The organism is Nocardia sp. NPDC004604, assembly GCF_040609795.1.
GTDB lineage: Bacteria > Actinomycetota > Actinomycetes > Mycobacteriales > Mycobacteriaceae > Nocardia.
In genome coordinates, this window is the sequence record NZ_JBEXLC010000087.1 from 14104 (window position 1) to 36738 (window position 22635).

Sequence of the window (22635 nt, forward strand, 5' to 3'; positions counted from 1 at the left end):
GGAGGCCGCGATGGGGCGGTTGACCGGCAAGGTGGCGTTGATCAGTGGCGGGGCGCGCGGAATGGGCGCCGCGCACGCGCGGGCGCTGGTGGCCGAGGACGCGCGGGTGGTGCTCGGCGACATCCTCGATGACGAGGGCGCCGCACTCGCCAAGGAAATCGGCGACAGCGCCGCCTACGTACACCTCGATGTGCGCGAAAAGCAGCAGTGGCAGGACGCGGTCGCCGAGGCGGTGCAGCGGTTCGGTTTGCTCAACGTCTTGGTGAACAATGCGGGCATCGTCAATGGCAACCTGCTCGTCGACTTCGAATTGGCGGAGTGGCAGAAGATCATCGACATCAATCTCACCGGCACCTTCCTCGGCATGCAGGCCGCGACGCCCGCAATGATCGAGGCGGGCGGCGGTTCGGTCATCAATATCTCCTCGGTCGAGGGCATGCGCGGCAGTCCGGGTCTGCACGGCTACACCGCCACCAAATTCGCCGTCCGCGGCCTGACCAAATCCACCGCACTCGAGCTGGCGCAGTACGGAATTCGCGTCAACTCGATCCATCCCGGCCTGATCCGCACCCCGATGACCGAGGGCATCCCGGAGGATTTCCTGCAGATCCCGCTCGGCCGCGCCGCCGACCCTGCCGAGGTCTCCGCCCTGGTGACCTACCTGGCCAGCGACGAATCCTCATATTCGACCGGCGCCGAATTCGTCATCGATGGCGGCCTCACCGTAGGCGTCCCGCACAAGACCTTCTCCTGACCTCGCCTTCACGCCCCCGAGGGCGCGATGACACTCCAGCGATGGCCAGGTAGTTGCCGCGGGCCGAGTGCAGGGTGAGACTGGGCGGATGGCGGAGCCGAGCACTGTGACCACCGCGCGGGCCTCGGGCGAGGTTGGGCGGGCGGCTCGGCGGCGGGTTTCTCGGTCGGCATTGGGGGTGTGGGCGGTACCGGCGGATCGGGGGGATCCGGTTGGGGTGCTCGAGCGTCAGGCGGCCAGTCGGGTGCCGGAGTTGGTGCCGATTCGGTATGGGCGGATGGCGGCGGGGCAATTCGCGTTTTTGCGGGGTGCGCCCGCGATCATGGCGGCCGATTTGGCCGCCGGGCCCGATACCGGGTTGGCAGTGCAGTTGTGCGGGGATGCGCATTTGTCGAATTTCGGGTTGTACGCCTCGCCGGAGCGCGCGTTGGTGTTCGACCTGAACGATTTCGATGAGACCCTGCCGGGGCCATTCGAATGGGATGTGAAGCGGCTGGTCGCGAGTGTCGCGGTAGCGGCGCGGGCGAATGGGTTCGGTGATGGCGATGCGCAGGCGGCGGTGCTCGCGGCGGCTCGAAGGTACCGGGAGTCCATGATTCGACTGGCCGGACTCGATGAGATGAGCGTGTGGTACGAGCGGGTCGATGCCGAGCGAGCGGCGGTCTTGGTGCGAGAACCCAAGCAGCGCAAGGATGTTGAGAAGGTGATCAACAAGGCTCGGGCCAACACCAGTTTGCAGGCGCTCGGCAAGCTCACCGAGCCGGGTCCGGATGGCACGCCGCATATTCGGAGTCGGCCGCCGCTACTGGTGCCGATCGAAGAGCTGGACGCGGCGGTTATCGACCGAGTCGTCACCGACTATCACAAAACGCTGAGCGAGGACCGGCAGGTACTGCTGCAACGGCATCGGATAGTCGATATCGCGCGCAAGGTCGTCGGCGTCGGCAGTGTCGGGACGCGATGCTTCATTGTGCTGCTCGCCGGGCAGAACACCGGCAGTCCGCTATTTCTGCAGGTGAAGGAGGCCGAGGAGTCGGTGCTCGCGCCGCATTTGAAGCCCAGCAAATTTCGACATCACGGCCATCGGGTTGTCAACGGGCAGCGGCTGATTCAGGCGGCGAGCGATATCTTTCTCGGCTGGGCCACTGGGTCGGATCAGCGCAGCTATTACGTGCGCCAGCTGCGGGATATGAAGGGTTCGGCGGTCATCGAGGATATGAGCCGTACCGTGCTCCGCGACTACGCCACGCTCTGTGGGCATACCTTGGCTCGGGCGCACGCACGTTCCGGTGACCGTGCCGCGATCGCCGCATATCTCGGTACCGGCGATGCCTTCGAGCGGGCGATGGGCGAGTTCGCCATCGCATACGCGGATCAGACGAATGCCGACCATGACGCGCTGCTCGCGGCGATCGCGTCGGGGCGGATCGAGGCCACGGCGGGCTGAGGACTGGCTCCTATCACCGTGCCGCCCAAGGGATCAGGGCTGCCGGCGGTTCGCCTCGAGCCACTGTGCGACCTCATCGGGGGTTACCTCCGCACCGAGGACATTGTCGATAACGACCCGACCGACACATACCGAGCGCAGTACCCGATCGGTGAATGCGTCGAGATCTCCCCACGGCAGATAGGGTTTCGCGATCAGCAGCGAGGCGATCCCGTGCGCGCTCGACCACAGTTCCAGCGCCACCGGCACCGGATCGCCGGGAGTGATCATGCCGAGGTTCATGCACTCGGTAACGGTCGCTGCGAAATGCGCGAAGGCACTGCTGGTCAACACCTGATCGACCGCGCCAGCGGTCTCACCGGGCATGGTGGCCAGCCGGTAGTGCTCGGGATGCGCTCTGGCGAAGCGCACATAGGCCAGTCCCTGCTGGCGCAGCCGCTCCATCGGCGACTCGTTCGGATCGCTCGCAGCCGACATCACCGCGTCCAGGTCCTCGAACACCTGGGCCACCACCGCATCGATCAACTGATCCTTATCCGCGAAATGGCGGTAGATCGACGGCGGGGTGACGCCGACGATCTTGGCGATCGCGCGAATGGAGACCGCGTCCACCTGACCGGTGCGAGCCAGCAAACCCTTTGTGGCATCTATGATTTCGGCGCGCAACCCCTCACCTGTGCCGCGTGCGGAGCGCTGCCGACGGGTGAAGTTCACGTCCGCCGGGCCAGTTCGGGTTTGCCGGATTCGGGTGCGCCGGATACGGATTCGTCCTCGCGCAACCCGATCTTGGCGTGCAGCCTGGCAAGTGGCGCGGGCGCCCACCAGTTCGCGGTGCCCAACATTCGCATGAGGGCGGGCGCCAGGAGGCCGCGTATCAGCGTGGCGTCCGCGAGCACCGTCAAGGTCAGTCCGAGGCCCATCATCTGGATGAACGATACCTTCGAGGTGACCATGGCGGCCATCACGATGGCCATCAACAGTGCGGCGGCGGTGAAGATCTTGCCGGTACGGGCGACGCCGAGCGCAACAGCGCGGTTACTGTCCGCCGCCGTGCGGCCAGAGGCCAACCACTCCTCGCGGATGCGCGACAGCAGGAACACCTCGTAGTCCATGGACATGCCGAAGGCGAGGCAGAACATCAGGATCGGCATGGTCGGGACCAGATATCCCGTCGCGTCGCTGCCGAGGACAGCGGACAGATGCCCCTCCTGGAAGATCCAGACCATCGCGCCGAACGCCGCCGTCAGCGAAAGCGTGTTGAGCACAAGGGCTTTCAGCGGCAGCAATAAGCTTCCGGTGAACAAGAACAGTACAACGAAGGTGGCGAGCACGATCAGCGCACCGGCCACGGGCAGTCGCGCACCCAGTGCGTCGAGGGCGTCGATGTTGACCGCGGCCGCGCCGGCGAAGAGCGCGGGCCCCGGACTGGGCACATTGCGCAGTTGGGCCAATTGCGTCTTACCCGCGGCGGTGAAGGGATCGACTGTGGTCGCGACAGTGAGGAATGCGCCGGTGTCGTTGATCATCTGCGGCGGTCCGGCGGATACCTTGGACCCGCCCGAGTACACCCCGACGCCGGACAGCGCTCCGGCCACACCGGGCACCTTGGACAGTTCAGCGGCGTAATCACCGATGGCGGCCGGGTTTCCGTGATAACCGTCGAGCACCACGGTGACATTGGTGGCGGTATTGGCTTGGAAGTCGCTGCGCAGTGCGTCGCCGACCGTTCGACTGGTGGCGGACGCGCCGGTATTGAGCACCCGATCGTCGGGATAGCCGAATTTCACGCCGAGGAACGGGGATCCGACCGCGAGCAGCAGCACGATGATCACAATGGCGACCGGCGCGGCATTGCGCATCACCCGCTGCACCGTGCGGTACCAGAAGGTCTGCTCGGGTGCGAGATCCGCGCGCGGTGTCCGACCGAGTAAGCGCCCCAATGGCTTTCGCAGATCACCGGCGTTCACGCGGTGTCCGAGCAGCATCAGGACCGCGGGCAGGATCAGGATCGAGGCGGCAGCCGCAGCGGCGACGACCGCAACGCCCGCGTAGGCAAAGGATTTCAGGAAGTACAGGTTGAACACGCCAAGCGCCGCCACCGACAGCGCGACGGTCAGCGCCGAGTAGAGGACGGTGCGTCCGGCGGTCTGCACCGCGCGCACCACAGCCGCCTCGACATCGAGGCCGTTGCCGAGTTCCTCGCGGTAGCGGCTGACGATGAACAGGCTGTAGTCGATCGCGAGGGCGAGGCCGAGTGCCGTGGTCATATTCAGCGCGAAGATCGAGACATCGGTGAACACCGTGAGGGTGCGCAGAATCGCCAACGTAGTGAGGATCGCGAAGATTCCGACGGCCAGCGGTAGGAAGGCCGCGACGAGGCTGCCGAAGACCAGGATCAGCACGATGAACGACAGCGGGATGGCCACGCCCTCGGCGACCGCGAGATCGTGGGTGATCTGTCCGTTCACGTCGTGGTAGATCGAGCTGAGTCCACCTTGGGCGATGCTGACGCCGTCATTGCTTCCGACCACTTGTTCGGCGATCTCACCGGCGACCTTTTGCGCCGTGGTCTCGCCTCCCGTGATGTAGCCGATCACCAGCGCGCTCTTGCCGTCCTTGCTGCGCAATGCGGTGGACAGCGGCTGCGGGGTGCTCCAGTAGGACTGGATGCCGATCACGTCACCGCGGGAGCGCAGCGTATCGACCACCTTCGTGCCCGCGGCCTTGGCGGCCGGGCTGTCCGCGCCCGCATTGTCGCGGACGAGCAGGATCAGGTTGGGCTCGGCGCCGCCGAAGTTGTCGGCGATGAGCTCGGCGGCACGTGACGATTCGGCATCGCTCGAGGTGAAGCCGCCGGTCTTCATATGTGCGGTCACCGATGCGCCGAATGCACCGCAGAGCACGGCCAACAGTGCCGCGGCGAGCAGGATCGTGCGTGGATGCCGGGTGGCCAGATGGGCGATCCATACAAGCATGAGCGACTCCCTGTTCGACTGCGCTCGAGGTAACAGCGTTAGCGTAACGCCGCTATCTCAGGAGGTATAGGGCCGCTCCGCACGCAGTTGGTGATCCCGATCACGAAAGTCACCTATCCGAGGAAGGCGGCGATGGCGCTCGCGATGGCGTCCGCGTAGCGGGCCCGGCCGTCGGGAGATTCGATCAGCGCGGCATCGCCGGGGTCGCGCATATTTCCGCATTCGACCAGCGCGACAGGGCGTTCCGAGAGATTCAGACCGGCCAGATCGGCGCGCGGGTTCATACCGTCCGACCCGACATAGGTGGACGGGGTGAAACCGGAACGAATCATGGTGTCGCGCAACGTTGTCGCCAGTCGCTGGGACGGCTCTTCCTGTGCGGAATTCAGCGGTGGCGACGAGTAGGCGAGGTGGAAGCCGTGTGCGCCCGCGGCGGCGCCGTCGGCATGGATCGAGACGACAGCCGCTGCGCCACTGCGGTTTCCGATGGCGGCGCGTTCATCGACACACGGGCCGACACTCGTATCGTCGTCGCGGGTCATGACGACGCGAATACCGCGGGCGGCCAATGTGTCCCGAACCCGATCGGCGACGTCCCAGTTGAATTCGTGCTCGGTGTATCCGTCGATGGCCGAGGTGCCGGTGGTGTTGCACGCCTTGGTCTTTCCGCGACCGTCGGGCACCTGCTGGTTGATCTCCGCGGGGTTTGCGGCATTGCCACCGTTGTGTCCGGGATCGATGACGACCACGCGATCATCGGCGATAAAGCGTGCGGGCGTCGATATCGGTCCGGCCTCCGTCCGCGGCATCGCGCCTGAAGACGTCGTATCCGATGCCTTGGTCGGCGTGGGTGCGCCGTGTCCGCATCCGCCGAGCAGCAGGCCCCACGCGCAGATCGCGGCCGTCGTATTCCAGCTTCGGAGTCGCATGACTTCGACACTGCCACAGGCCTGCGAACGCTTCATCAGCCCCGCGATCGCTAGCGGAACGCCAGCGCGCCGAGCGTATCGGCGTGCCGGTACTGCAGATACTTCTTGACCGTCTCCACATCGAGGGCTCCGGTCGCCGTGGCCACGGTGACCACGACGAACTGCTTCTCATTCCCATCGCGCCATTTGCCCGTGACGAAATGATCGATATAGGTGCCCGAGCGCAGGTGCAGATCCGCATCGCTGAACTTGCCGAGCGCGGCGGCGGCCTGTCCCTCATCCGACATGGCGATGAGGAACTGGGTGATCTTCAGTCCGCCGCCCTCGGCCCGATACACCAGTTCAGCGGCGTACTGGCAGCCCAATCCGGTGAGTTTGCCGTCCACCTCGAAATCCCGGCAGCTGGCGTGATCGCGGCCCTCGACCCAGTCGGCGTGCAGTTCCACATTGTCGAATTTGAAATTCCAGTCCTTGGCGAAGTCGTTGTAGGTGAGCTTGCCCGAGGACGGCTGACCGGGGCGTGGTGTCGTCGCGGTCGGTTGCTGGGTGATCGAGCCCGGCACACTCGTCGCCGGGATGACGGTGACGGTGGAATCGGCTGCCTGCGGTCGGCCCTTATCGCGGCCCACGAAGACAACCAGGACGACGCTGACCACGGCGAGGACCGCGACCAGCCCGAGCGCCACGAGGACCCCGGTCCTGGACTTCGGGGGCCGCGGCGGCTGGCCCGGCGCGGGCGCACCGGGATATCCCGTCGGGTAGCCGGTCTGATCCCAGCCCGTTTGCTCCGGATAGCCCACCGGCTGCCCCCAGGACGCCGGATCCTGCCGTGGCGGCTGATCCTCATAGCCGTACGGATAACTCACTGCCTGCCCACCTCTCACGCCTGGGGCGGCCATCCCCACCCTGCACCACCGAACCAGTCACGTACTGATCGCGATCCGGTCCTGCGACGTTGCAGCGTTTCCGCAAGCTTAGCCCTGCACAGCGGGCCTAGCTGGTCAGCAATAGCCCCAGCGCAAGGGCGAACATCACGGCCGCGATGACCGAATCCAGGACCCGCCAGGCACTCGGGCGGGCGAACAGCGGGCCGAGCTTGCGGGCGCCATAGCCGAGTGCGGTGAACCAGAGCACGCTGGCGAGCATCGCGCCCGCCCCGAGGAACCAGCGGTCGGGGCTGGCATAGGTGTTGGCGAAGGAGCCGAGCAGTAGCACCGTATCCAGATAGACGTGCGGGTTCAGCCAGGTCAGCGCGAGGCAGGTGAGCACGGTCGCGCCGAGCGCGACGGTTGCGCCGGTGGATTCGGTGGTCAGCGATGCCGCGGCGAAGGCGCGCCGCGCCGCGAGCACCCCGTAGCCCATCAGGAAGGCCGCACCGGCGTAACGGATGACCGTCAGCGCCACCGGGGCGGACTGGATGACAACCCCCAACCCGCCGACACCCGCGGCGATCAGCACCATGTCGGACACCGTGCAGACCGCGACCACCGCCAGCACATGCTGCCCACGCAGACCCTGCCGCAGGACGAAGGCGTTCTGCGCGCCGATCGCCACGATCAGGGAAAGTCCGAAGCCGAGTCCCGAGATGGCCGCCAGGGCCGCCGATGATGCCGTCACATACATCGACGCTAGATCCGCACAGCGCACCAGACCAGCTAAAGATTCTGAAGTACCTTTACGATTTCTTAATGGATCTGCAGTTGGATCAGCTCCGCGCACTCAACGCGGCGGTCACCGAGGGCACCTTCGACGCGGCCGCGCGCAGTCTGCGCGTGACGCCGTCGGCGGTCAGTCAGCGCATCAAGGCACTGGAGGATGCGGCCGGTCGCATTCTGCTGCAGCGCACAAAACCGGTGCGCCCCACCGAATCCGGACTCGCGGTACTGCGGCTGGCCCGGCAGATCGAACTGCTCTCCGGTGACACCGCACGCGAACTCGGTGATGCTGATCGACCCGCAGATCGGCCGATCCGGGTGCCGATCGCGGTCAATGCCGACTCACTGGAAACGTGGGTGATGCCCGCGCTACGGCACGCACCGGCCGGTGTGTGTTTCGAGATACACCGCGAGGACGAGGAGCACACGACGCGGCTGCTGCGCGATGGGACGGTAATGGCGGCGATTACCGCCACGGCGGCGGCGGTGCAGGGCTGCCGGGTCGAGAAGCTCGGCGCGATGCGGTATCGGCCCATGGCGAATCCGCGGTTCGCGCGGACCTGGTTCGCGGATGGGCCGACTGCCAAGGCGTATGCCGCCGCGCCGGTGGTGCTCTTCGATCGCAAGGACGATCTACAGGACCGGCATTTGCGACGTCGGTGCAAGCAGCCGGTCGATCCACCACGCCACTATGTGCCGTCATCTGCCGGGTTCGCCGAGGCGATTCGGATCGGGCTCGGCTGGGGGATGTTGCCGGATCTGCAGACCCGCGGCGGCAGGGCCGGGCGCGACCTCGCACCCATCGATGGGGATTCCTATATTGATGTTCCGCTGTACTGGCAGCAGTGGAAGGTCGATTCCCCTGCGCTCGGTGCGGTCGCTGGCGCGATCGCCGCAGCCGCGGCCGATGCGCTGCGGTGAATTGTCTGCTCAGACGCTCCACGCTGGCGTTTTGGGGAATGTCACCGGGAGTGCCGTCAGCGCCCGGTGGAACGGACCGGGCCGCCAGGTGAGCTCGGCCGCCCGAGTCGCAAGTCGCAATTCCGGTATTGCGTCGAGCAATTGGTCGATGGCGTCCTGAGCTATCAAGTACGCCATGGACTTTGCGGTGCAGGCATGCGGGCCCGCGCTCCATGCCAGATGCGAGCGGTTCCCGGTGTGCTCCCCACCGATTTCGGGGTCGTTATTGCACGCGGCCATGCTGATGAGGACGGGTTGGTGTGCGGGCAGCCATATTTCGTCGATCAGAATGGGCTGGCGCGGATAGGTGATGCAGTAGTTCGCCAGCGGCGGATCGGTGAACAACACCTCGTCCAGGGCGTCGCGGGTGGACAGGCTGCCGCCGAGCATATTGTCGGCGACGCGGTCATCGGTGAGCATCAGCAACAGCGAATTGGCGATCAGATTCTGTGCCGGTTCGATGCCAGCGCCGTATAGCAGCATCACATGTTCGAGTACTTCCGAATCGTCGAGGCCGACGGGATGCTGTAGCAGTCGAGTGGTGATGTCGTCACCGGGTTCGTCCTTCTTGAGCGCGATCAGCTCGGTCAATGCCTCGTGCACGAGTTCATTTCCCTTGGCGGCATTGACCGTATCCAACATCGCCGCCAAACCGAGCGCGGTGCGCCCGCCGATTTCGGGCGGACAGCCGAGGACGGCATTGATCGCGGTGAAGGCGAGCGGAAGTGCGTACTGGGCGATCAAATCCGCCGACCCGGTCTGACAGAACGCATTGATCAGCGGGACGGCGATCTCCGCCACGGTGGTGTGCAACGCATGCAGATCGACACCCTCGATGGCCGCATTCACCACTTCCCGGTATCTGGCGTGCACCTCGCCATTGCTATGCAAAAGAGTTGGGCGCCAATCCATCATGGGCAAGACGGGGCAGTCCGGCGGAACATCGCGCTGCCAGGTGCGCGGATCACGCGGAAAGCGCCCGGGATCATGCAGGATGCGCACCGCGGCGCGATAGCCGACCACCAAGGTCGCGGGAATGTCGGGAGCCAGATCCACCGGCACCAGCGAACCGTACTTCCTGCGCATCTCCCGATAGGCGCGGTGCGGATCGGCGGCGAACTCCGGGGTGTAGAGCGGAGCGCGTTCGCCGTCGGTATCAATCGGAGAGCCGTGCGGAACGGGACAGGATGAAGATTGCGGGGTGCTCACGAAACCAACTCCAAACGGTGGAACAAATTCGACGCGCATGCCGCTTACGTCGAATACCGCGGAGGTAGAGCCGAATTCACCGCCCCACCCCTGCGGCGTATGGATGCCGAATCAGCTCGGCGGCACTCCCCGGTACGGCACATAACCGCCGCTGGGGTCGATATATCGGGCGTCCTCGACCGAGTGCAGCAGACCCGCCATCCCCTGCAGGAGCTGCTCCAGCATGGTGATGGCCGCGTTCTCCTCGTCGGAGCAGGGCCACGTCGAATCGGTGCTCATGGCGATACCTTTCGAACTTCAGGACAGCGTAGGTGTCAGACGGTGGTGATCGGTGCGCCGCTGGTAGGCATCGCCCGCGCGCAGCACCGTCGCCTCGTCGAAGTGTTTGCCGCTGATCGAGATGGACAGTGGCACGCCATCGGCGGTGAGTCCGATCGGCACCGCGATGGTGGGATTGCCGAGCGAATTCCAGTACGGCGTATGCAATCCCGCGAGCACGCTCACCGGGTTCAGCTGCTCCATGGCGTCGATGCGCGGGGCGCCGAGATGGCCGGTCGGGGTGACCACCAGATCCACCTCGGTGAACAGCTCTGCCATCCGACGCTGCGCGACATGCCGAACCCGTTGGGCCTGAACATAATCTGCCCCGCTGACGGAATTGCCCGCAGCGAAGACGACGCGACTGCCACGCGCGTAGTCCTGGTAGCGGGAGCGCAGGGTCGGCCGATGGTAGGCGGCCGATTCGGCGGCCAGCACGACCAGGGCGGTCGCCGTCGTCTCCACGTACATGGGGATCTCGATCGCGACGATGGTCGCGCCCGCTTCGCGCAGGGCATCGATGGCCGCCGAGAAGCGTTGCGGCTGTTGCGGATCCCGTCCGTCGCCGACGAAGCGGTCGAGATCGTCCACGCCGATGGTGAGGCCGCGCAGATCGCCGGTGAGCGCGGCCGTGTAGTCGGCGACCGGTTCATTCGAGCTGTACGGATCTTCGGCATCGTGACCGGCCAATACCTCCAGCAGCAAGGCGCAGTCGGCGGCCGTGCGAGCCAATGGCCCCGCGTGGTCGAGGGTGTAGGCCAGCGGCACCACACCGGATTTCGGCACCCGGCCGAATGTCGGCTTGAATCCGGTGATTCCGCAGAAGGCGGCGGGAATTCGGAGGCTGCCGCTGGTATCGGTGCCGACCGCACCCAGAAATGCCCCGGTCAACAGGCCGCTGGCAGATCCCGAACTGGACCCGCCCGCCCAGCGCTGCACATCCCACGGATTCCGCGGTATCGGAAATGGCTTCTCCGGATCGGGGACCCCGATCGCGAACTCCATGGTGGTGGTCTTTCCGACCACGATCCCACCTGCCTGCTCCAGCCGCCGCACCACCGGGGCATCCCCGGCCGACTTCCCCCACTCCGGGGCCAAGACCAGGCTCTGTGCCGTGGTCGGCCCCGCCGAATGCGCGAAGATATCCTTGACCCCCAACGGAATCCCGTCCAAGGGCGCCAGCCGCTCCCCCGCCGCGATCTTCCGGTCCACCTCGGCGGCGCGCGCCCGAGCCCGCTCCTCGAACCGGGTCAGGAATACTCCGAATGTCTTGTCGTGCGTATCCGCGGCGGCCAGCGCGCCCTCCACCAAATCCGTCGCACTCACTTCGCCCCGCCGCAGCCGGGCCGCCGCCTCCGCGATCGTTGTGAATACCGTTGCCGTCGAATCAGTTTCAGTCATCACATCCCCATCCGTCGTCCACGCCGATCCTGCCATGCGGCCGCGCCCGGCGGGCGAATTCGGAATACACACTCTTCACAGTTCCCGACACACCTGCGTGCCCCGATGCGCTCATGGGCTGCGGATATTTACCGCGGCTACGTCCCGAATCGCCCCTGCCGCCACCATCGACTGCTACCCCGAACCGTAGCTCAAAGGCATACGCGTGCGGCCAGGTTCAGGAGAGGAAGGTCGCCGAGGTGACGGCGACGTCGGCATAGCTGTAGTACCAGCCGTTCCAACTGTCGGCGACATCCACCTGGATGCCGTGGCCACTCGCCGGTCCGTCGGTGATCAACCACAGGCCATTGCCGAACCCGGTCGCTGCGCTGACGCTGCCATCCGACCACGCAAATGTGGCCGCACTGGTCGCACCGGGTGCGTTCCACGGAATCGTCACACTGAACTGTCCGGCCCCGATACCCGGAAGCAGCGAACTGACGCACTCCCGCAGGGTGGCCGCACGCCGAATGTTCTGCCCCGCGCTCCCGGTGCCGGGGACCAACCGTCCGGTCATCACGCTGCCTTGCCGACAGCCCCCACCGCCCGCACCGGACGGGTCGGCCTGCCCCTGTGGCGCGCACAGCACCGACAATGCACACAGAACGGCCGCCACCAGCACACTTCGACGAATGGACACGGCACCACCTCCCTGCGACGGGACAGCAAACCAACGTAGCCAGGAGCGCTCGATGTTGTCGGACTCGCGACACGAGGCACTGCCGACTCGATCAGCAGTTTAACGCCCACACCCAACGGTCTCCGATGTGATCAACGCCGGTGCGCTGTCCCGATGCCAGCGAATGCGCAACCAATAGTTGCACATGTGTCGGAGGTCGGCTACCGTCATGCGCAACCAAACATTGCACATGGAGGAAGAGTATGGAATACGGAAGCATCGAACGAGAGATCCACGTCGACGCCTCACCCGAGGTGGTCTTCGAGGTCGTCAGCAGCCCTGAGCACATCTCGGAATGGTGGAGCGACGATGCCTCGGTCGAGGCCACGCCCGGCGCGGTCGGCGAGCTTGTCTGGGGCAACAGGGCGCAGGTCGTCCCGATCACCGTGGTCGACGCCGAGCCGCCTCGACTGTTCTCATTCCGCTGGTGCTATCCCGGCGACAAGGTCGACAACGCCGCCGCCACGCTGCTGGTCACCTTCGAGCTCACCCCGTCGGGTACCGGCACCAGAATTCGGATGATCGAGACCGGATTCCGCGAAATGGGCTGGGAGGCAGCGAAATTGGAGGACGTGTACCGCGACCACAGCAGCGGCTGGAACACCTTCATTCCCCAGCTCGGGGACTACCTCGCGCGGCTGGTGTCGACCCAATGACCACCGCCGTCGACGACGACATGTGGTCCGCGGTCGGGGATCCGACCCGTCGGCGGATGCTCGATCTGCTCCTGACGGACGGCGGCGGCACGGCCACCAGCCTCAGCGGGCAGCTGCCCGTGACACGACAGGCCATCGCGAAACACCTCGGCGTGCTCGACCGTGTCGGCTTGGTGCACGCCACGCCCGCCGGGCGAGAACGGAGGTACCGGGTGGACGAGGCGCAACTTGCCCGCGCGGTCGCGCAATTGTCCTCGGTGGGGGCGGCGTGGGACGCCAGGCTCCGGCGCATCAAGCGGATTGCCGAGACCATTCAGCGCAGCAAAGACGATCCGGACGACGTCAAGATCGACAACTGGAACTGACGCTCCCTGCCCCTGCCGCAACACTTCCGTCGCGGCAGGGGCGCAGCGGGCAACCTGCTCGGATATCCATTGCCCGACAGGACTTCTCACGTAACTAAGTAACTTCGACGCCGAGAGTTGTTGCCCGAGTTTGCAAGTCATGCAGTACCACATACACGATCTCGGTGTACGGCTCCCGATTACCGGGCTTTGTCCAGCGCGCGAAGGCGGTGGCGAACGCGAGGACGCCCGTCTCGGCGGCCAGGCGCGCGGTCATATCGTCGACGCCGCGGGCACGCAGGGCGTTGGCCATGGCCGAATCCAGACGGGCCTGCTCGAGCAACTCGCGTTCCCGCAACTCGCTATTGGCCGCGATCACTGCTTGCCGCCGCCGGGCGAGATCGTGACGATCCGCGGTGAACACGCCATCGGCCCTTGGCGCCATCCTAAGCGATGACACCAAGTCGCATCACTTGCTAGAGTGATGGGACCGAGTCTCATCACTGACTCGGCCTGCATTCATCGCACTCAGGAGTCACCCATGCGTGTTTTTGTCACCGGCGCGTCCGGCCATATCGGCTCGGCCGTCGTCTCCGAACTCATTGCCGCCGGGCACGAGGTCATCGGCCTCGCGCGATCGGATGCGGCCGCGGCGACCGTGACCGCGCTCGGTGCAACCGTGCGCCGGGGCGACCTCGACGATCTCGACGGGCTCAAAGCGGCGGCCGCGGACTCCGACGGCGTCATCCACCTCGCGTTCAAGCACGACCAGATGCTCTCCGGCCACGTCGCCGCCGCCGTCGCCACGGAGCTCGCCACCGTGCGGGCACTCGGCGATGCACTGGCAGGAACCGGGAAACCGCTGGTCACGGCGTCGGGCACGGGCACGCTCGGAGAGCTGGGCCGACCATTGACGGAGGAGGACGCGGGCACGCCCAGCACGGAGGCGGCCGCTGGCACGCCCCACAGCCGTATCGACTCGGAGATCGCCGTGGTCGGCTTCGCGCAGCGGGACGTGCGGTCCTCGGTCGTACGGATCCCGCCCATCACGCACAGCACGCTGGACCGTAGCGGCTTCGCCAGGATGCTGATCGCCACCGCGCAGGAGAACGGCTTCGCCGGATTCCCCGGGGATGGCGCGAACCGGTGGCCCGCCGTGCACACGCTCGACGCCGCCCACCTCTTCCGCCTGGCGCTGGAGCAGGCACCGGCGGGCACTCGATGGCACGCGGTCGATGACAACGGCATACCGCTGCGCGATATCGCGCAGAGCATCGGCGACCACCTCGGCCTGCCCACCGAAAGCATCCCGGCGGACCGGCTGCGAGCGTACTTCGGCGAATTCCTCACGATGGTGATCACTCGCGACCTCCCGACGTCCAGCCGCATCACCCGGCGCGTCCTCGGCTGGGAACCGACCCACCCCGGCCTCCTCGCCGACTTCGACGAGGGCAACTACTTCACCGCGCACTCGGCGCACATCTGACGAACCAGCCGCCGGTGTACGCCGAAGTCCGCGCGAAGTGGCTGGTCACGCGGCCAGGGCTCGGCGCAGCGAGCTGGCCGGTTCGGCGTTCTGCCGCTGGGACACCTCCACGGACAGAATCGCCTGCGATCCGCGGAAGGTGCCCCGCGCCCGAACTGCGGCCGCCGATCCGCGCCGGATCGATGCCGAGTTCGGCCGCGTGCTCAGCCGTCCAGGTCGGCACCGCGTAAGTATCGCCGTGAGCGGCGGGGAACGGGTTTTCGGGGGGCTCGCCCACACCACATGGCGGCTGTTCGATGACTGACCGCCGCGCAGTACGCCACACAACTCCGAATTTGACTAAATTTTTAGTCAGGATCTAGTGTCCTGGATTGTCACGCGCTCGCTCGCACTTCAGGCGCGGTCGCGGCGCGAATGGGCTTACTGGCGTCCGATGCCGACATCCGTCGCGCGGACGCCCGGAGACGATAGGGAGTTAAGGATGCGACGGCGCACATTCGTGCAGACAGGTTTGGCCGCCATGGGCAGCCTGCTGCTGGCGGGTTGCGACGATTCGTCGTCGCCGATGCGCGGTGATCGCACCAGCAATAAACATGACGATGGGAGAAAGTGGATGATGCCCGAGGAAGGGCAGGCGCACAGACGGACCTGGATGGCCTTCGGTGCCAGCGAACGGATCTGGGGCGGCAGGCTGCTACCGGAGGTGCAACGCAACCTGGCGACCATCGCGACCGCCATCGCCCGCTTCGAACCGGTATCGATGCTGGTGCGGCCGGGCGAGATGGGGCTGACACAGAGCCTGATGGGTGGAGCAAACGTCGAATTGATCGCCGCCGAGATCGATGATCTGTGGATGCGTGACACCGGGCCGGTATTCGTCAACAGCGGCAACACCAAGGCCGGGGTGGACTTCAATTTCAACGGCTGGGGCAAGAAACAAGAGCACCGCCGTGACGCCGAGGTCGCGGGGTTCGTCACCGGCCGCGCCGGAGTCGAGACCCGGCACACAGATCTGGTGCTCGAGGGCGGCGGCATCGAAGTCGACGGGGAGGGCACCGCGATCATCACCGAAAGCTGTGTGCTCAACAACAACCGCAACCCCGGCTGGCAGAAGCGCGACGTCGAGGAGGAGCTGGCCTACCTGCTGGGCATCGAGAAGGTGATCTGGCTGCCCGGCATCGCGGGCGAGGACATCACCGACGGCCACACCGACTTCTACGCCCGCTTCGCCAGCCCGGGCGTGGTGGTCGCCGGGCTGGACAACGAACCGGACTCCTTCGACTACGACGTCACTCGCCGCCACCTCGATATCCTGCACTCGGCCACCGATGTCCACGGTCGCCCGCTTCGGGTCGAGGTCCTCGAGGGCCCGTCGACGGTGCGGGAGACCTTCGCCGACGACGACTTCGCCGCCGGATACATCAACTTCTACGTCTGCAACGGTGCCGTCATCGCCCCCGAATTCGGTGATCCGGACACCGATCCGACCACCAAAACCACCCTGGAGCGCCTGTTCCCCGGCCGGGAGGTCGTGCAGATCAATATCGACGGCATCGCCGCCGGCGGTGGTGGTATCCACTGCACCACCCAGCAGGAACCCGCCGACTAACCTCGTCGGCGACCGGTGAACCCCGGCAAATTCGCCAGCCGACGCGGCCGGGCCGACAACCCCGCACTTCCGGCTCGGCCGCACCCTGCCCCTACTGTGAGGACTTGTGTCGCAGCGTCAAACGCAAATCCTGGAAGCCGCCGTCCGTGTCATCGCCCAAGACGGAGTGCGCGGGCTGCGGATCGAGAAACTAGCCGCGGAAGCGGGCGTGTCCACGGCACTGATCTACTACCACTTCAAAGACCGCTCCGGAGTCCTGCACGCCACGCTCGAACACATCAACCACCGAGCCAAGGACTACACCGACCGCGCCTTCATCGAGACCGACCCTTGCGCTCAGCTCGAACAGATGCTGATGCTCGAACTCCAAGATGACGACGAGGTGCGGGTGAACAGCATCGCCTGGGGTGAGCTACGCGCCAGCGCTGTGTTCAACCCCGACCTGCGCGAACCTCTCGACACCACCACGCGGGCATGGAACAACGACGTCGAAACCCTTATCACCCAAGCCCGACAGGCCGGTGCCGTCGCCTCCGATATAGACGCAGCCGCAACTGCGGAACACCTCACCGCCCTGGTCGAAGGACTCAGCGAACGCTGGCACAGCGGCTCGATCACCCTCGACCGAGCCAGGGAAGTCCTCGCCCATGCCATCAGTCGCGAATTGCGCGACGTCACCTGAGCCCGCGGGTAGTGCTCAATATCCGAACTCGACCGCCGCGCAGTAGAACTCGGGCACGAGTGAGATGGCCGCGCTCGAACTACCCGACTCGCGCCGCCTCGCGGGCGAGGATGCGGTCGCGCTGTTCTTCGAAGCGGATGACATCGCGACCGAGTTTGTCGAGGTACTCGGCGAGTTCTTCGCGGCTGCGCTCGCCGCGCGCGGTGAAGTCGGTGCGCTTGAAGACATCCCATGTTCGCAGGACCGGCAACAGCACCTCGTCCAAGTGCTGACGCAAATCGTAGATTCCGTGCTTGACCATCAACACGCCATTGCGACGCCAGTTCGGCATGCCGGTACCCGGCATGGCGAAGGTCTTCGCGACGTGGGTCACGGCCTCCATTGTCTGGTCGGGAGCGATGTCGAACGCAGCGCCGGTGATGTTGCGATAGAACATCATGTGCAGGTTCTCGTCGGCCGCGATGCGCTGCAGCATCCGGTCGGCGATCGGGTCGTCGCAGACACGTCCCGTGGTGCGATGGCTGACCCGGGTCGCCAACTCCTGGAACGTCACATACGCGACCTGATCGAGCACACCGCCGAAGCCCTCCGGGGCGTGCACACCGCGAGTCAGATGCACCATCCGGTCGTTCTCCAAGGCGACCGGATCGACGGCGCGGGTGCATACCAGGTAGTCGCGCATGGCGATGGCGTGGCGGTTTTCCTCCGCGGTCCAGCGGCCGACCCACGTGCCCCAGGCACCGGTCTGCGAGAAGTTCTCCGAGATCACACGGTGGTAGGAGGGCAGGTTGTCCTCGGTCAGCAGATTCGTGACCATCGCGACCTTGGCGACCTCCGAGAGCCGTGACTGCTCGGGATCCCAATCCTGGCCACCCATTGCCGCGAAGTTGCGGCCCTCGTCCCAGGGCACATAATCGTGCGGACACCAGTCCTTGGCGGTGGCCAAATGCCGGTCGACATTGGCCGCGACCACTGGTTCCAGCTCGGTGAGTAACTCGACTTGTGTCAAATCCATTGCCATACAGCGCCTTTCGATTCGGTGGAAAAACCACGGAACGTACCGCTGTTCACGCATTTTTGACTGTGCGAGCTCGCCTACACCTTAGTCGAGCGCGATCGAATTTGGTGCGCAGCCACCCGGTCGATTGACCGAGTGGCCGACCGAAGGGAAGTGCAGGATCACTGGTAGCCGAGGACGATGTCCGCGCTGACGGCGCGGTCGTCGGTCGAGCGGCGGCGCAGGCGGGCCTGTTCGATGGCGGGTGGGTTGTAGGCCATGTCGAGCATTCCGATATCGGTACCGGGCGGCACGATGGCGTCGATCCGGTCGAGAACTTCGTCGCTCAGGATCGTCTCGGCACCGGCGAGCACGTCGTCGAGCTGGTCCATGGTGCGCGGACCGATGATCGCCGAGGTCACGCCCGGGTGGGTGATCACGAACGCGATAGCCAGGTGCGTCAACGACATCCCGGCCGCTTCGGCGACGGGGATGAGTTGCTCGATAGCGTCCAGCCGACGCTCGTCGCGCAGATGCCGGAAGCCGAAGCTGGCCCGATGACTATTGGGCTGCTGGCCCTTGCGGTAGCGGCCGGTGAGCAGGCCTCCCGCCAGCGGACTCCAGACCAGCGTGCCCATTCCGTAGCGCTGACAGACCGGCAGCACCTCGCGCTCGATGCCGCGATTGAGGATCGAGTACGGCGGCTGCTCGGTGCGAAAGCGCTCCAGACCTCGGCGCTCGGCGACCCACTGCGCCTCGACAATGTCCGATGCGGGAAAGGTGGAAGTGCCGATGGCCCGGACCTTGCCGCTGCGGACCAGGTCCGACAGCGCCGAGAGCGTTTCTTCGACATCGACCGACGGATCCGGACGATGGACCTGGAACAGATCGACATGGTCGGTCTGCAGTCGGCGCAGCGAATCGTCGAGTGCGCGTACCAGCCAGCGCCGCGAATTGCCTTGCTGATTGGGATCTTCCCCCATGGGGAGGTGCGCCTTGGTGGCGAGCACGACATTGTCCCTGCGGTTCTTGATGGCCTTGCCGACGATCGTCTCGGACTCACCGTGGGAGTAGAAATCGGCGGTGTCGATGAAGTTGATTCCCGCGTCCAGGGCCTTGTGGATGATCCGGATCGAGTCGTCGTGGTCGGGGTTGCCCACGGCGCCGAACATCATGGCGCCCAGGCAGTACGGGCTGACCTTTATGCCGGTTCGGCCCAGCGTGCGGTAGTTCATGGCTCTCCTCAGGGCGGGGTCGGTGGTCGGCACCGTATGCGTGCCCTACCATCAACCAATCGGAACAATGTTCCGAAACTATACGGAACATTGTTCCGGTAAGGCAAGAGGAGGAGCGGGATTGGGCGAGATCGAGCACGGCGACACCCCGGGCGCACCCGGTACGGGGCGCAGCGCGTCCGGACGTCGGGTACGCGCCGATGCGCAGCGCAATATCACCGCCGTGCTGGACGCGGCCAAGGCTGTTTTCGCCGTATCGGGTGTGGACGCCCCGGTGCGGGAGATCGCCACCAGGGCGGGCGTTGGCCTCGGCACCATCTACCGCCACTTCCCGCAGCGCTCCGATCTGGTCGTGGCCGTTTTTCAACAGGAAGTCGACGCCTGCGCCGACGCGGCCCCCATCCTGGCGGCCGAGCATGAGCCCGATGCGGCACTGGCGCGCTGGCTGCATCGGTACACCAGCTTCATCGCAACCAAACGCGGACTCGCCGCGGCGCTGCACTCGGGAGACCCTGCCTTCGAGCCCCTACCCGCCTACTTCCAGCAGCACCTGGTGCCCGCTCTCGGATCTCTGCTCGAATCGGCGGCGGCCACAGGTGCGATCCGCGCCGATATCGCGCCCTACGAGCTGCTGCAAGCGGTGGCCAACCTGTGCCTACCCGCCGATAACGACCATGCCCAGCGCATGGTCGATCTGCTCATCGACGGGCTGCGGTACGGCGCCCCTGGCGACCGCGCGACCTGACACAGTCACCCCGATGACGGTGTCATGTGGCCGACCGCTTTCGCGCTGGCGAAGTCGACCGACGACGAGGCGAGGTGCGGATCGAAGAGCCGTCCTATTCGACGTCCAGTGACCGGTCGAGGAACGCCCGCAGGTGTGGGTTGACGGCTTCGGCGTCGGTGAGGCTCAGGAAGTGCGCGCCGCCGTCGATGATCACCGGAGGTTCGGCGTTCGGTAGGGCCGATGCCAGCTCGCGGGCGCGGTCGACGGCGTAGGCGGCGTCGGCGGAACCGTGCAGAACCAGTGCTGGGCAGCCGATTTCGCGCGCGCGATCGAGCACGCTGTCCCGCTCGACCAGTGGGGTGAGCACGCGGTCGATATGGTCCCCGGACAGCCGACGCCACTTGGCCTGCCACTCCGTCGCGTCGTGCTGGCCCAGGCAGATCGCGGCATTGAGATCGAGCAGTTCCTGGGTCGGACCGTTTTCGCGCCAGGCGGCGGCCGCTTGGCGGTACCCGGCGGCTACCTCCGGATCCTCCGCACTGCCCGAGGTGCCGAGCAGTGCGAGTGCGGCTACCCGCTGCGGCGCCAGCAGTGCCATGCGCAGGGCGATGAACCCGCCCTGGCTCGTACCGATTACCGCGCACCGGGCCACCCCGAGCTCGTCGAGAAGGCCGAGCGCGTCGCGAGCCACATCCCAATAGGTGAACGGGTTCTCGGCCGAAGTATCACCGTGGCCACGCTCGTCCATCGCGATGAGCCGGAACGCCCCGCCGAGCGCCTGCACCTGTGCGGCGAACATATCGGCGTCCATCAGATAGCTGTGCAGCAATAACACCGCGGGCCCGGTGCCGCCGTGATCGATAAAGCTCACCAGTTGGTCATCGTTGACCTTCGCCGTTTTCCGCACGGGCCCAAGTCTATTCAGATCGCCGTCAGCGCGAGCTGTTTGTCGGATCCGTGGCATTCGGCCGAGCCCAACACGCCACATATACGCTGGGCTATCGCGATCATTCTCGCTGGTCAGGGCCGCATGTTGGCGGCTTCGGCACAGACGGCCCCGTGTCCGCAAAGACGTGACGGTCTCCGGCGGCCATTATGCGCTCGGCTTCCTGCCCGAACCTCATCCCACCCAACCATTTCCTGCCGACCAATTCGACGTGCAGGTATATGCCGCATCCCGTCCGCGACCAGCGGCCGGATTATAACGAATGCGCCGCTGATCCAGGTGATCTGATCCGGATTTCCCAGGCTCGAGAGCAAATGCGGCACAATCTATGATGGTTTTCCCGATTCCGGGCGCGCGGGAGTGCAGGCGTGTACGAACAACCCGGCCTGGATGGCGGCGGAATTCGGGTCCGTTCGGCAACTTGTCAGAAAACGAGCAGGAGGTGCGAGTGGACGTGGCAGGGCGAACAGGGGATGGGTGGGGAGTTGTTCGTGGTTGGCTGAGCAAGGTCGGCATTGTCATGGCGACAGCCGTGCTGGTGTCATGGATCGGCGGGGCGGTGGCTATCGCCGCGCCGCCGCACGCACAGATACTGCGCACGCCAGCAGGCGGTTTCGAGGAACTTTTCGCGCCGTCCAGTATGGGGCCGATCAAAGTCCAGGTGCAGTGGGCGGCGCGCGGTGGGAGCGCGGCACTCTACGTGCTCGACGGTCTCCGCGCGCCGAATGACCACAGTCAGTGGACGACGGATACCGATGCGCTGCGCCAGTTCGCGGGCGACAACATCACGTTGGTGTTTCCGGTCGGCGGTCGGTCGAGTTTCTACACCGACTGGTATCGACCGAGTAGTACCAACAGTCAGGCGACCACGTACAAGTGGGAAACCTTCCTCACCCAGGAATTGCCTGCCTTCCTGGCAGGGTTCGGCGTGTCACGTACCAACAACGCCATTGTCGGCGCATCTATGGGCGGAAGTGCCGCACTGACGTTGGCCGGCTACCATCGCGATCAGTTCAAATTCGCCGGATCCTTTTCGGGATTCGTGCACCCGACATTTCCGCTCTGGAACGAAGCGATGCGCGCCGCCATGTGGGACGAGGGCAACTTCAATCTCGACGATATGTGGGGTCCGGCCGGGGATCCGGCATGGAACCGCAATGACGCCACCGAGCAGGCCGAATTGCTGCGCGGGCTGCCGATATACCTCTGGACGGGCAACGGCACGCCCGGTCCGCTCGACCTGCCACAAGGGGTGGGCAATACGGTGAATGCGATGGGCCTGGAGTCGATAACGGAGATTTCCGCCGAAATATTCCGTGATCGAGTGGCGGCGTTGGGAATTGCCGCTCGAATCGACATCGTCAACGGAACACACACCTGGCCCTACTGGCAGCAAGCGCTCGCGACGGCGCGGCCGATGATTCTCGATGCGCTCGGCGTATAACGCGCACCGACGAGTGCCGATCCGAAACCCGCGTTCGTGCAACGACATGCTCGTGCCGTTTCCCGGGCGGGTAAAAATTAACATGAAAATTGGGCAACCATGCCGGTTGAACGCTATAGTTCCCGCAGGGGCAAAAAGACATA

The 22635-nt window shown here is 65.6% G+C and carries 23 protein-coding genes and 1 pseudogene; 10 read left to right on the forward strand and 14 right to left on the reverse strand.

Annotation, left to right across the window (positions count from 1 at the left end; all coding sequences use genetic code 11):
- Positions 1-10 precede the first annotated feature (10 nt).
- Entirely contained in the window at positions 11-754 is a 744-nt protein-coding gene (locus tag ABZW16_RS27745; RefSeq protein WP_354959001.1) for a glucose 1-dehydrogenase, read from the forward strand.
- A gap of 88 nt (positions 755-842) precedes the next feature.
- The gene (locus tag ABZW16_RS27750) at positions 843-2201 is read left to right on the forward strand and encodes a DUF2252 domain-containing protein (protein ID WP_354959002.1); all 1359 of its coding nucleotides are present in this window, start codon (positions 843-845) and stop codon (positions 2199-2201) included.
- A gap of 33 nt (positions 2202-2234) precedes the next feature.
- On the opposite strand, the gene ABZW16_RS27755 is transcribed toward ABZW16_RS27750, so the two are convergent.
- The 5 genes from ABZW16_RS27755 to ABZW16_RS27775 form a co-directional block, all read right to left on the reverse strand.
- The gene (locus tag ABZW16_RS27755) at positions 2235-2915 is read right to left on the reverse strand and encodes a TetR/AcrR family transcriptional regulator (protein ID WP_354959003.1); all 681 of its coding nucleotides are present in this window, start codon (positions 2913-2915) and stop codon (positions 2235-2237) included.
- Entirely contained in the window at positions 2912-5176 is a 2265-nt protein-coding gene (locus ABZW16_RS27760) for an MMPL family transporter (protein WP_354959004.1), read from the reverse strand. The genes ABZW16_RS27755 and ABZW16_RS27760 overlap by 4 nt, the downstream gene beginning before the upstream one ends.
- 113 nt (positions 5177-5289) lie before the next feature.
- On the reverse strand, positions 5290-6105 hold the full coding sequence (locus ABZW16_RS27765) for an N-acetylmuramoyl-L-alanine amidase (protein WP_354959005.1): 816 nt from the start codon (positions 6103-6105) through the stop codon (positions 5290-5292).
- Positions 6106-6155: 50 nt separating this feature from the next.
- A complete protein-coding gene (locus ABZW16_RS27770; RefSeq protein WP_354959006.1) occupies positions 6156-6971 on the reverse strand; it encodes a hypothetical protein in 816 nt (271 codons plus the stop codon).
- A 127-nt stretch (positions 6972-7098) separates the two neighbouring features.
- A complete protein-coding gene (locus tag ABZW16_RS27775; protein ID WP_354959007.1) occupies positions 7099-7728 on the reverse strand; it encodes a LysE/ArgO family amino acid transporter in 630 nt (209 codons plus the stop codon).
- Positions 7729-7793: 65 nt separating this feature from the next.
- On the opposite strand from ABZW16_RS27775, the gene ABZW16_RS27780 reads away from it, so the two are divergent.
- On the forward strand, positions 7794-8681 hold the full coding sequence (locus ABZW16_RS27780) for a LysR family transcriptional regulator ArgP (RefSeq protein ID WP_354959008.1): 888 nt from the start codon (positions 7794-7796) through the stop codon (positions 8679-8681).
- A 9-nt stretch (positions 8682-8690) separates the two neighbouring features.
- Here the strand turns inward: ABZW16_RS27780 and ABZW16_RS27785 are convergent, their stop codons facing one another.
- The 4 genes from ABZW16_RS27785 to ABZW16_RS27800 form a co-directional block, all read right to left on the reverse strand.
- Entirely contained in the window at positions 8691-9929 is a 1239-nt protein-coding gene (locus ABZW16_RS27785) for a cytochrome P450 (RefSeq protein ID WP_354959009.1), read from the reverse strand.
- A gap of 111 nt (positions 9930-10040) precedes the next feature.
- On the reverse strand, positions 10041-10208 hold the full coding sequence (locus ABZW16_RS27790) for a hypothetical protein (RefSeq protein ID WP_354959010.1): 168 nt from the start codon (positions 10206-10208) through the stop codon (positions 10041-10043).
- Positions 10209-10226: 18 nt separating this feature from the next.
- Positions 10227-11648: an amidase gene (locus tag ABZW16_RS27795; RefSeq protein ID WP_354959011.1), complete on the reverse strand. Its 1422-nt coding sequence runs from the start codon at positions 11646-11648 to the stop codon at positions 10227-10229.
- Between the two features lie 217 nt (positions 11649-11865).
- A complete protein-coding gene (locus ABZW16_RS27800) occupies positions 11866-12327 on the reverse strand; it encodes a hypothetical protein (protein ID WP_354959012.1) in 462 nt (153 codons plus the stop codon).
- A 242-nt stretch (positions 12328-12569) separates the two neighbouring features.
- Here ABZW16_RS27800 and ABZW16_RS27805 point away from each other — a divergent pair, with 242 nt between their 5' ends.
- Both ABZW16_RS27805 and ABZW16_RS27810 read left to right on the forward strand, forming a co-directional pair.
- A complete protein-coding gene (locus ABZW16_RS27805) occupies positions 12570-13022 on the forward strand; it encodes an SRPBCC domain-containing protein (RefSeq protein ID WP_354959013.1) in 453 nt (150 codons plus the stop codon).
- Positions 13019-13387 carry a winged helix-turn-helix domain-containing protein gene (locus ABZW16_RS27810; RefSeq protein WP_354959014.1) on the forward strand — a complete coding sequence of 123 codons (369 nt, stop codon included), beginning with the start codon at positions 13019-13021 and terminating at the stop codon, positions 13385-13387. The genes ABZW16_RS27805 and ABZW16_RS27810 overlap by 4 nt, the downstream gene beginning before the upstream one ends.
- Positions 13388-13481: 94 nt before the next feature.
- Here ABZW16_RS27810 and ABZW16_RS27815 read toward each other — a convergent pair whose 3' ends face one another.
- Entirely contained in the window at positions 13482-13790 is a 309-nt protein-coding gene (locus tag ABZW16_RS27815) for a hypothetical protein (protein ID WP_354959015.1), read from the reverse strand.
- A gap of 117 nt (positions 13791-13907) precedes the next feature.
- Here ABZW16_RS27815 and ABZW16_RS27820 point away from each other — a divergent pair, with 117 nt between their 5' ends.
- Positions 13908-14852 carry an SDR family oxidoreductase gene (locus ABZW16_RS27820; protein ID WP_354959016.1) on the forward strand — a complete coding sequence of 315 codons (945 nt, stop codon included), beginning with the start codon at positions 13908-13910 and terminating at the stop codon, positions 14850-14852.
- 142 nt (positions 14853-14994) lie between these two features.
- Here the strand turns inward: ABZW16_RS27820 and ABZW16_RS27825 are convergent.
- Positions 14995-15117, reverse strand: a pseudogene (locus ABZW16_RS27825) (alpha/beta hydrolase fold domain-containing protein); the annotation flags it as partial.
- 216 nt (positions 15118-15333) lie between these two features.
- On the opposite strand from ABZW16_RS27825, the gene ABZW16_RS27830 reads away from it, so the two are divergent.
- Positions 15334-16461 carry an agmatine deiminase family protein gene (locus tag ABZW16_RS27830; RefSeq protein ID WP_354959017.1) on the forward strand — a complete coding sequence of 376 codons (1128 nt, stop codon included), beginning with the start codon at positions 15334-15336 and terminating at the stop codon, positions 16459-16461.
- Positions 16462-16567: 106 nt separating this feature from the next.
- Complete coding sequence (locus ABZW16_RS27835; protein WP_354959019.1) at positions 16568-17143, forward strand: TetR/AcrR family transcriptional regulator; 576 nt, start codon at positions 16568-16570, stop codon at positions 17141-17143.
- 79 nt (positions 17144-17222) lie between these two features.
- On the opposite strand, the gene ABZW16_RS27840 is transcribed toward ABZW16_RS27835, so the two are convergent.
- Both ABZW16_RS27840 and ABZW16_RS27845 read right to left on the reverse strand, forming a co-directional pair.
- A complete protein-coding gene (locus tag ABZW16_RS27840; RefSeq protein ID WP_354959020.1) occupies positions 17223-18164 on the reverse strand; it encodes an acyl-ACP desaturase in 942 nt (313 codons plus the stop codon).
- 158 nt (positions 18165-18322) lie between these two features.
- On the reverse strand, positions 18323-19375 hold the full coding sequence (locus ABZW16_RS27845; protein ID WP_354959021.1) for an aldo/keto reductase: 1053 nt from the start codon (positions 19373-19375) through the stop codon (positions 18323-18325).
- Positions 19376-19496: 121 nt separating this feature from the next.
- Here ABZW16_RS27845 and ABZW16_RS27850 point away from each other — a divergent pair, with 121 nt between their 5' ends.
- A complete protein-coding gene (locus ABZW16_RS27850; RefSeq protein ID WP_354959022.1) occupies positions 19497-20120 on the forward strand; it encodes a TetR/AcrR family transcriptional regulator in 624 nt (207 codons plus the stop codon).
- Between the two features lie 94 nt (positions 20121-20214).
- Here the strand turns inward: ABZW16_RS27850 and ABZW16_RS27855 are convergent, their stop codons facing one another.
- The gene (locus tag ABZW16_RS27855; protein WP_354959023.1) at positions 20215-21009 is read right to left on the reverse strand and encodes an alpha/beta hydrolase; all 795 of its coding nucleotides are present in this window, start codon (positions 21007-21009) and stop codon (positions 20215-20217) included.
- Positions 21010-21568: 559 nt separating this feature from the next.
- Between ABZW16_RS27855 and ABZW16_RS27860 the strand changes: the two genes are divergently transcribed.
- Positions 21569-22492, forward strand: a complete 924-nt coding sequence (locus ABZW16_RS27860; RefSeq protein WP_354959024.1) for an alpha/beta hydrolase family protein — start codon at positions 21569-21571, stop codon at positions 22490-22492.
- Positions 22493-22635: the final 143 nt, after the last annotated feature.

Bases quoted from the DNA above. Each gene is read 5' to 3' on its own strand.
- ABZW16_RS27760 (WP_354959004.1), bottom strand. From the start codon at position 5,176: ATGCTTGTATGGATCGCCCATCTGGCCACCCGGCATCCACGCACGATC.
- ABZW16_RS27840 (WP_354959020.1), bottom strand. From the start codon at position 18,164: ATGGCAATGGATTTGACACAAGTCGAGTTACTCACCGAGCTGGAACCA.
- ABZW16_RS27845 (WP_354959021.1), bottom strand. From the start codon at position 19,375: ATGAACTACCGCACGCTGGGCCGAACCGGCATAAAGGTCAGCCCGTAC.
- ABZW16_RS27765 (WP_354959005.1), bottom strand. From the start codon at position 6,105: ATGCGACTCCGAAGCTGGAATACGACGGCCGCGATCTGCGCGTGGGGC.
- ABZW16_RS27775 (WP_354959007.1), bottom strand. From the start codon at position 7,728: ATGTATGTGACGGCATCATCGGCGGCCCTGGCGGCCATCTCGGGACTC.
- ABZW16_RS27790 (WP_354959010.1), bottom strand. From the start codon at position 10,208: ATGAGCACCGATTCGACGTGGCCCTGCTCCGACGAGGAGAACGCGGCC.
- ABZW16_RS27780 (WP_354959008.1), top strand. From the start codon at position 7,794: ATGGATCTGCAGTTGGATCAGCTCCGCGCACTCAACGCGGCGGTCACC.
- ABZW16_RS27820 (WP_354959016.1), top strand. From the start codon at position 13,908: ATGCGTGTTTTTGTCACCGGCGCGTCCGGCCATATCGGCTCGGCCGTC.
- ABZW16_RS27795 (WP_354959011.1), bottom strand. From the start codon at position 11,648: ATGACTGAAACTGATTCGACGGCAACGGTATTCACAACGATCGCGGAG.
- ABZW16_RS27830 (WP_354959017.1), top strand. From the start codon at position 15,334: ATGCGACGGCGCACATTCGTGCAGACAGGTTTGGCCGCCATGGGCAGC.
- ABZW16_RS27805 (WP_354959013.1), top strand. From the start codon at position 12,570: ATGGAATACGGAAGCATCGAACGAGAGATCCACGTCGACGCCTCACCC.
- ABZW16_RS27745 (WP_354959001.1), top strand. From the start codon at position 11: ATGGGGCGGTTGACCGGCAAGGTGGCGTTGATCAGTGGCGGGGCGCGC.
- ABZW16_RS27810 (WP_354959014.1), top strand. From the start codon at position 13,019: ATGACCACCGCCGTCGACGACGACATGTGGTCCGCGGTCGGGGATCCG.
- ABZW16_RS27750 (WP_354959002.1), top strand. From the start codon at position 843: ATGGCGGAGCCGAGCACTGTGACCACCGCGCGGGCCTCGGGCGAGGTT.
- ABZW16_RS27860 (WP_354959024.1), top strand. From the start codon at position 21,569: ATGGCGACAGCCGTGCTGGTGTCATGGATCGGCGGGGCGGTGGCTATC.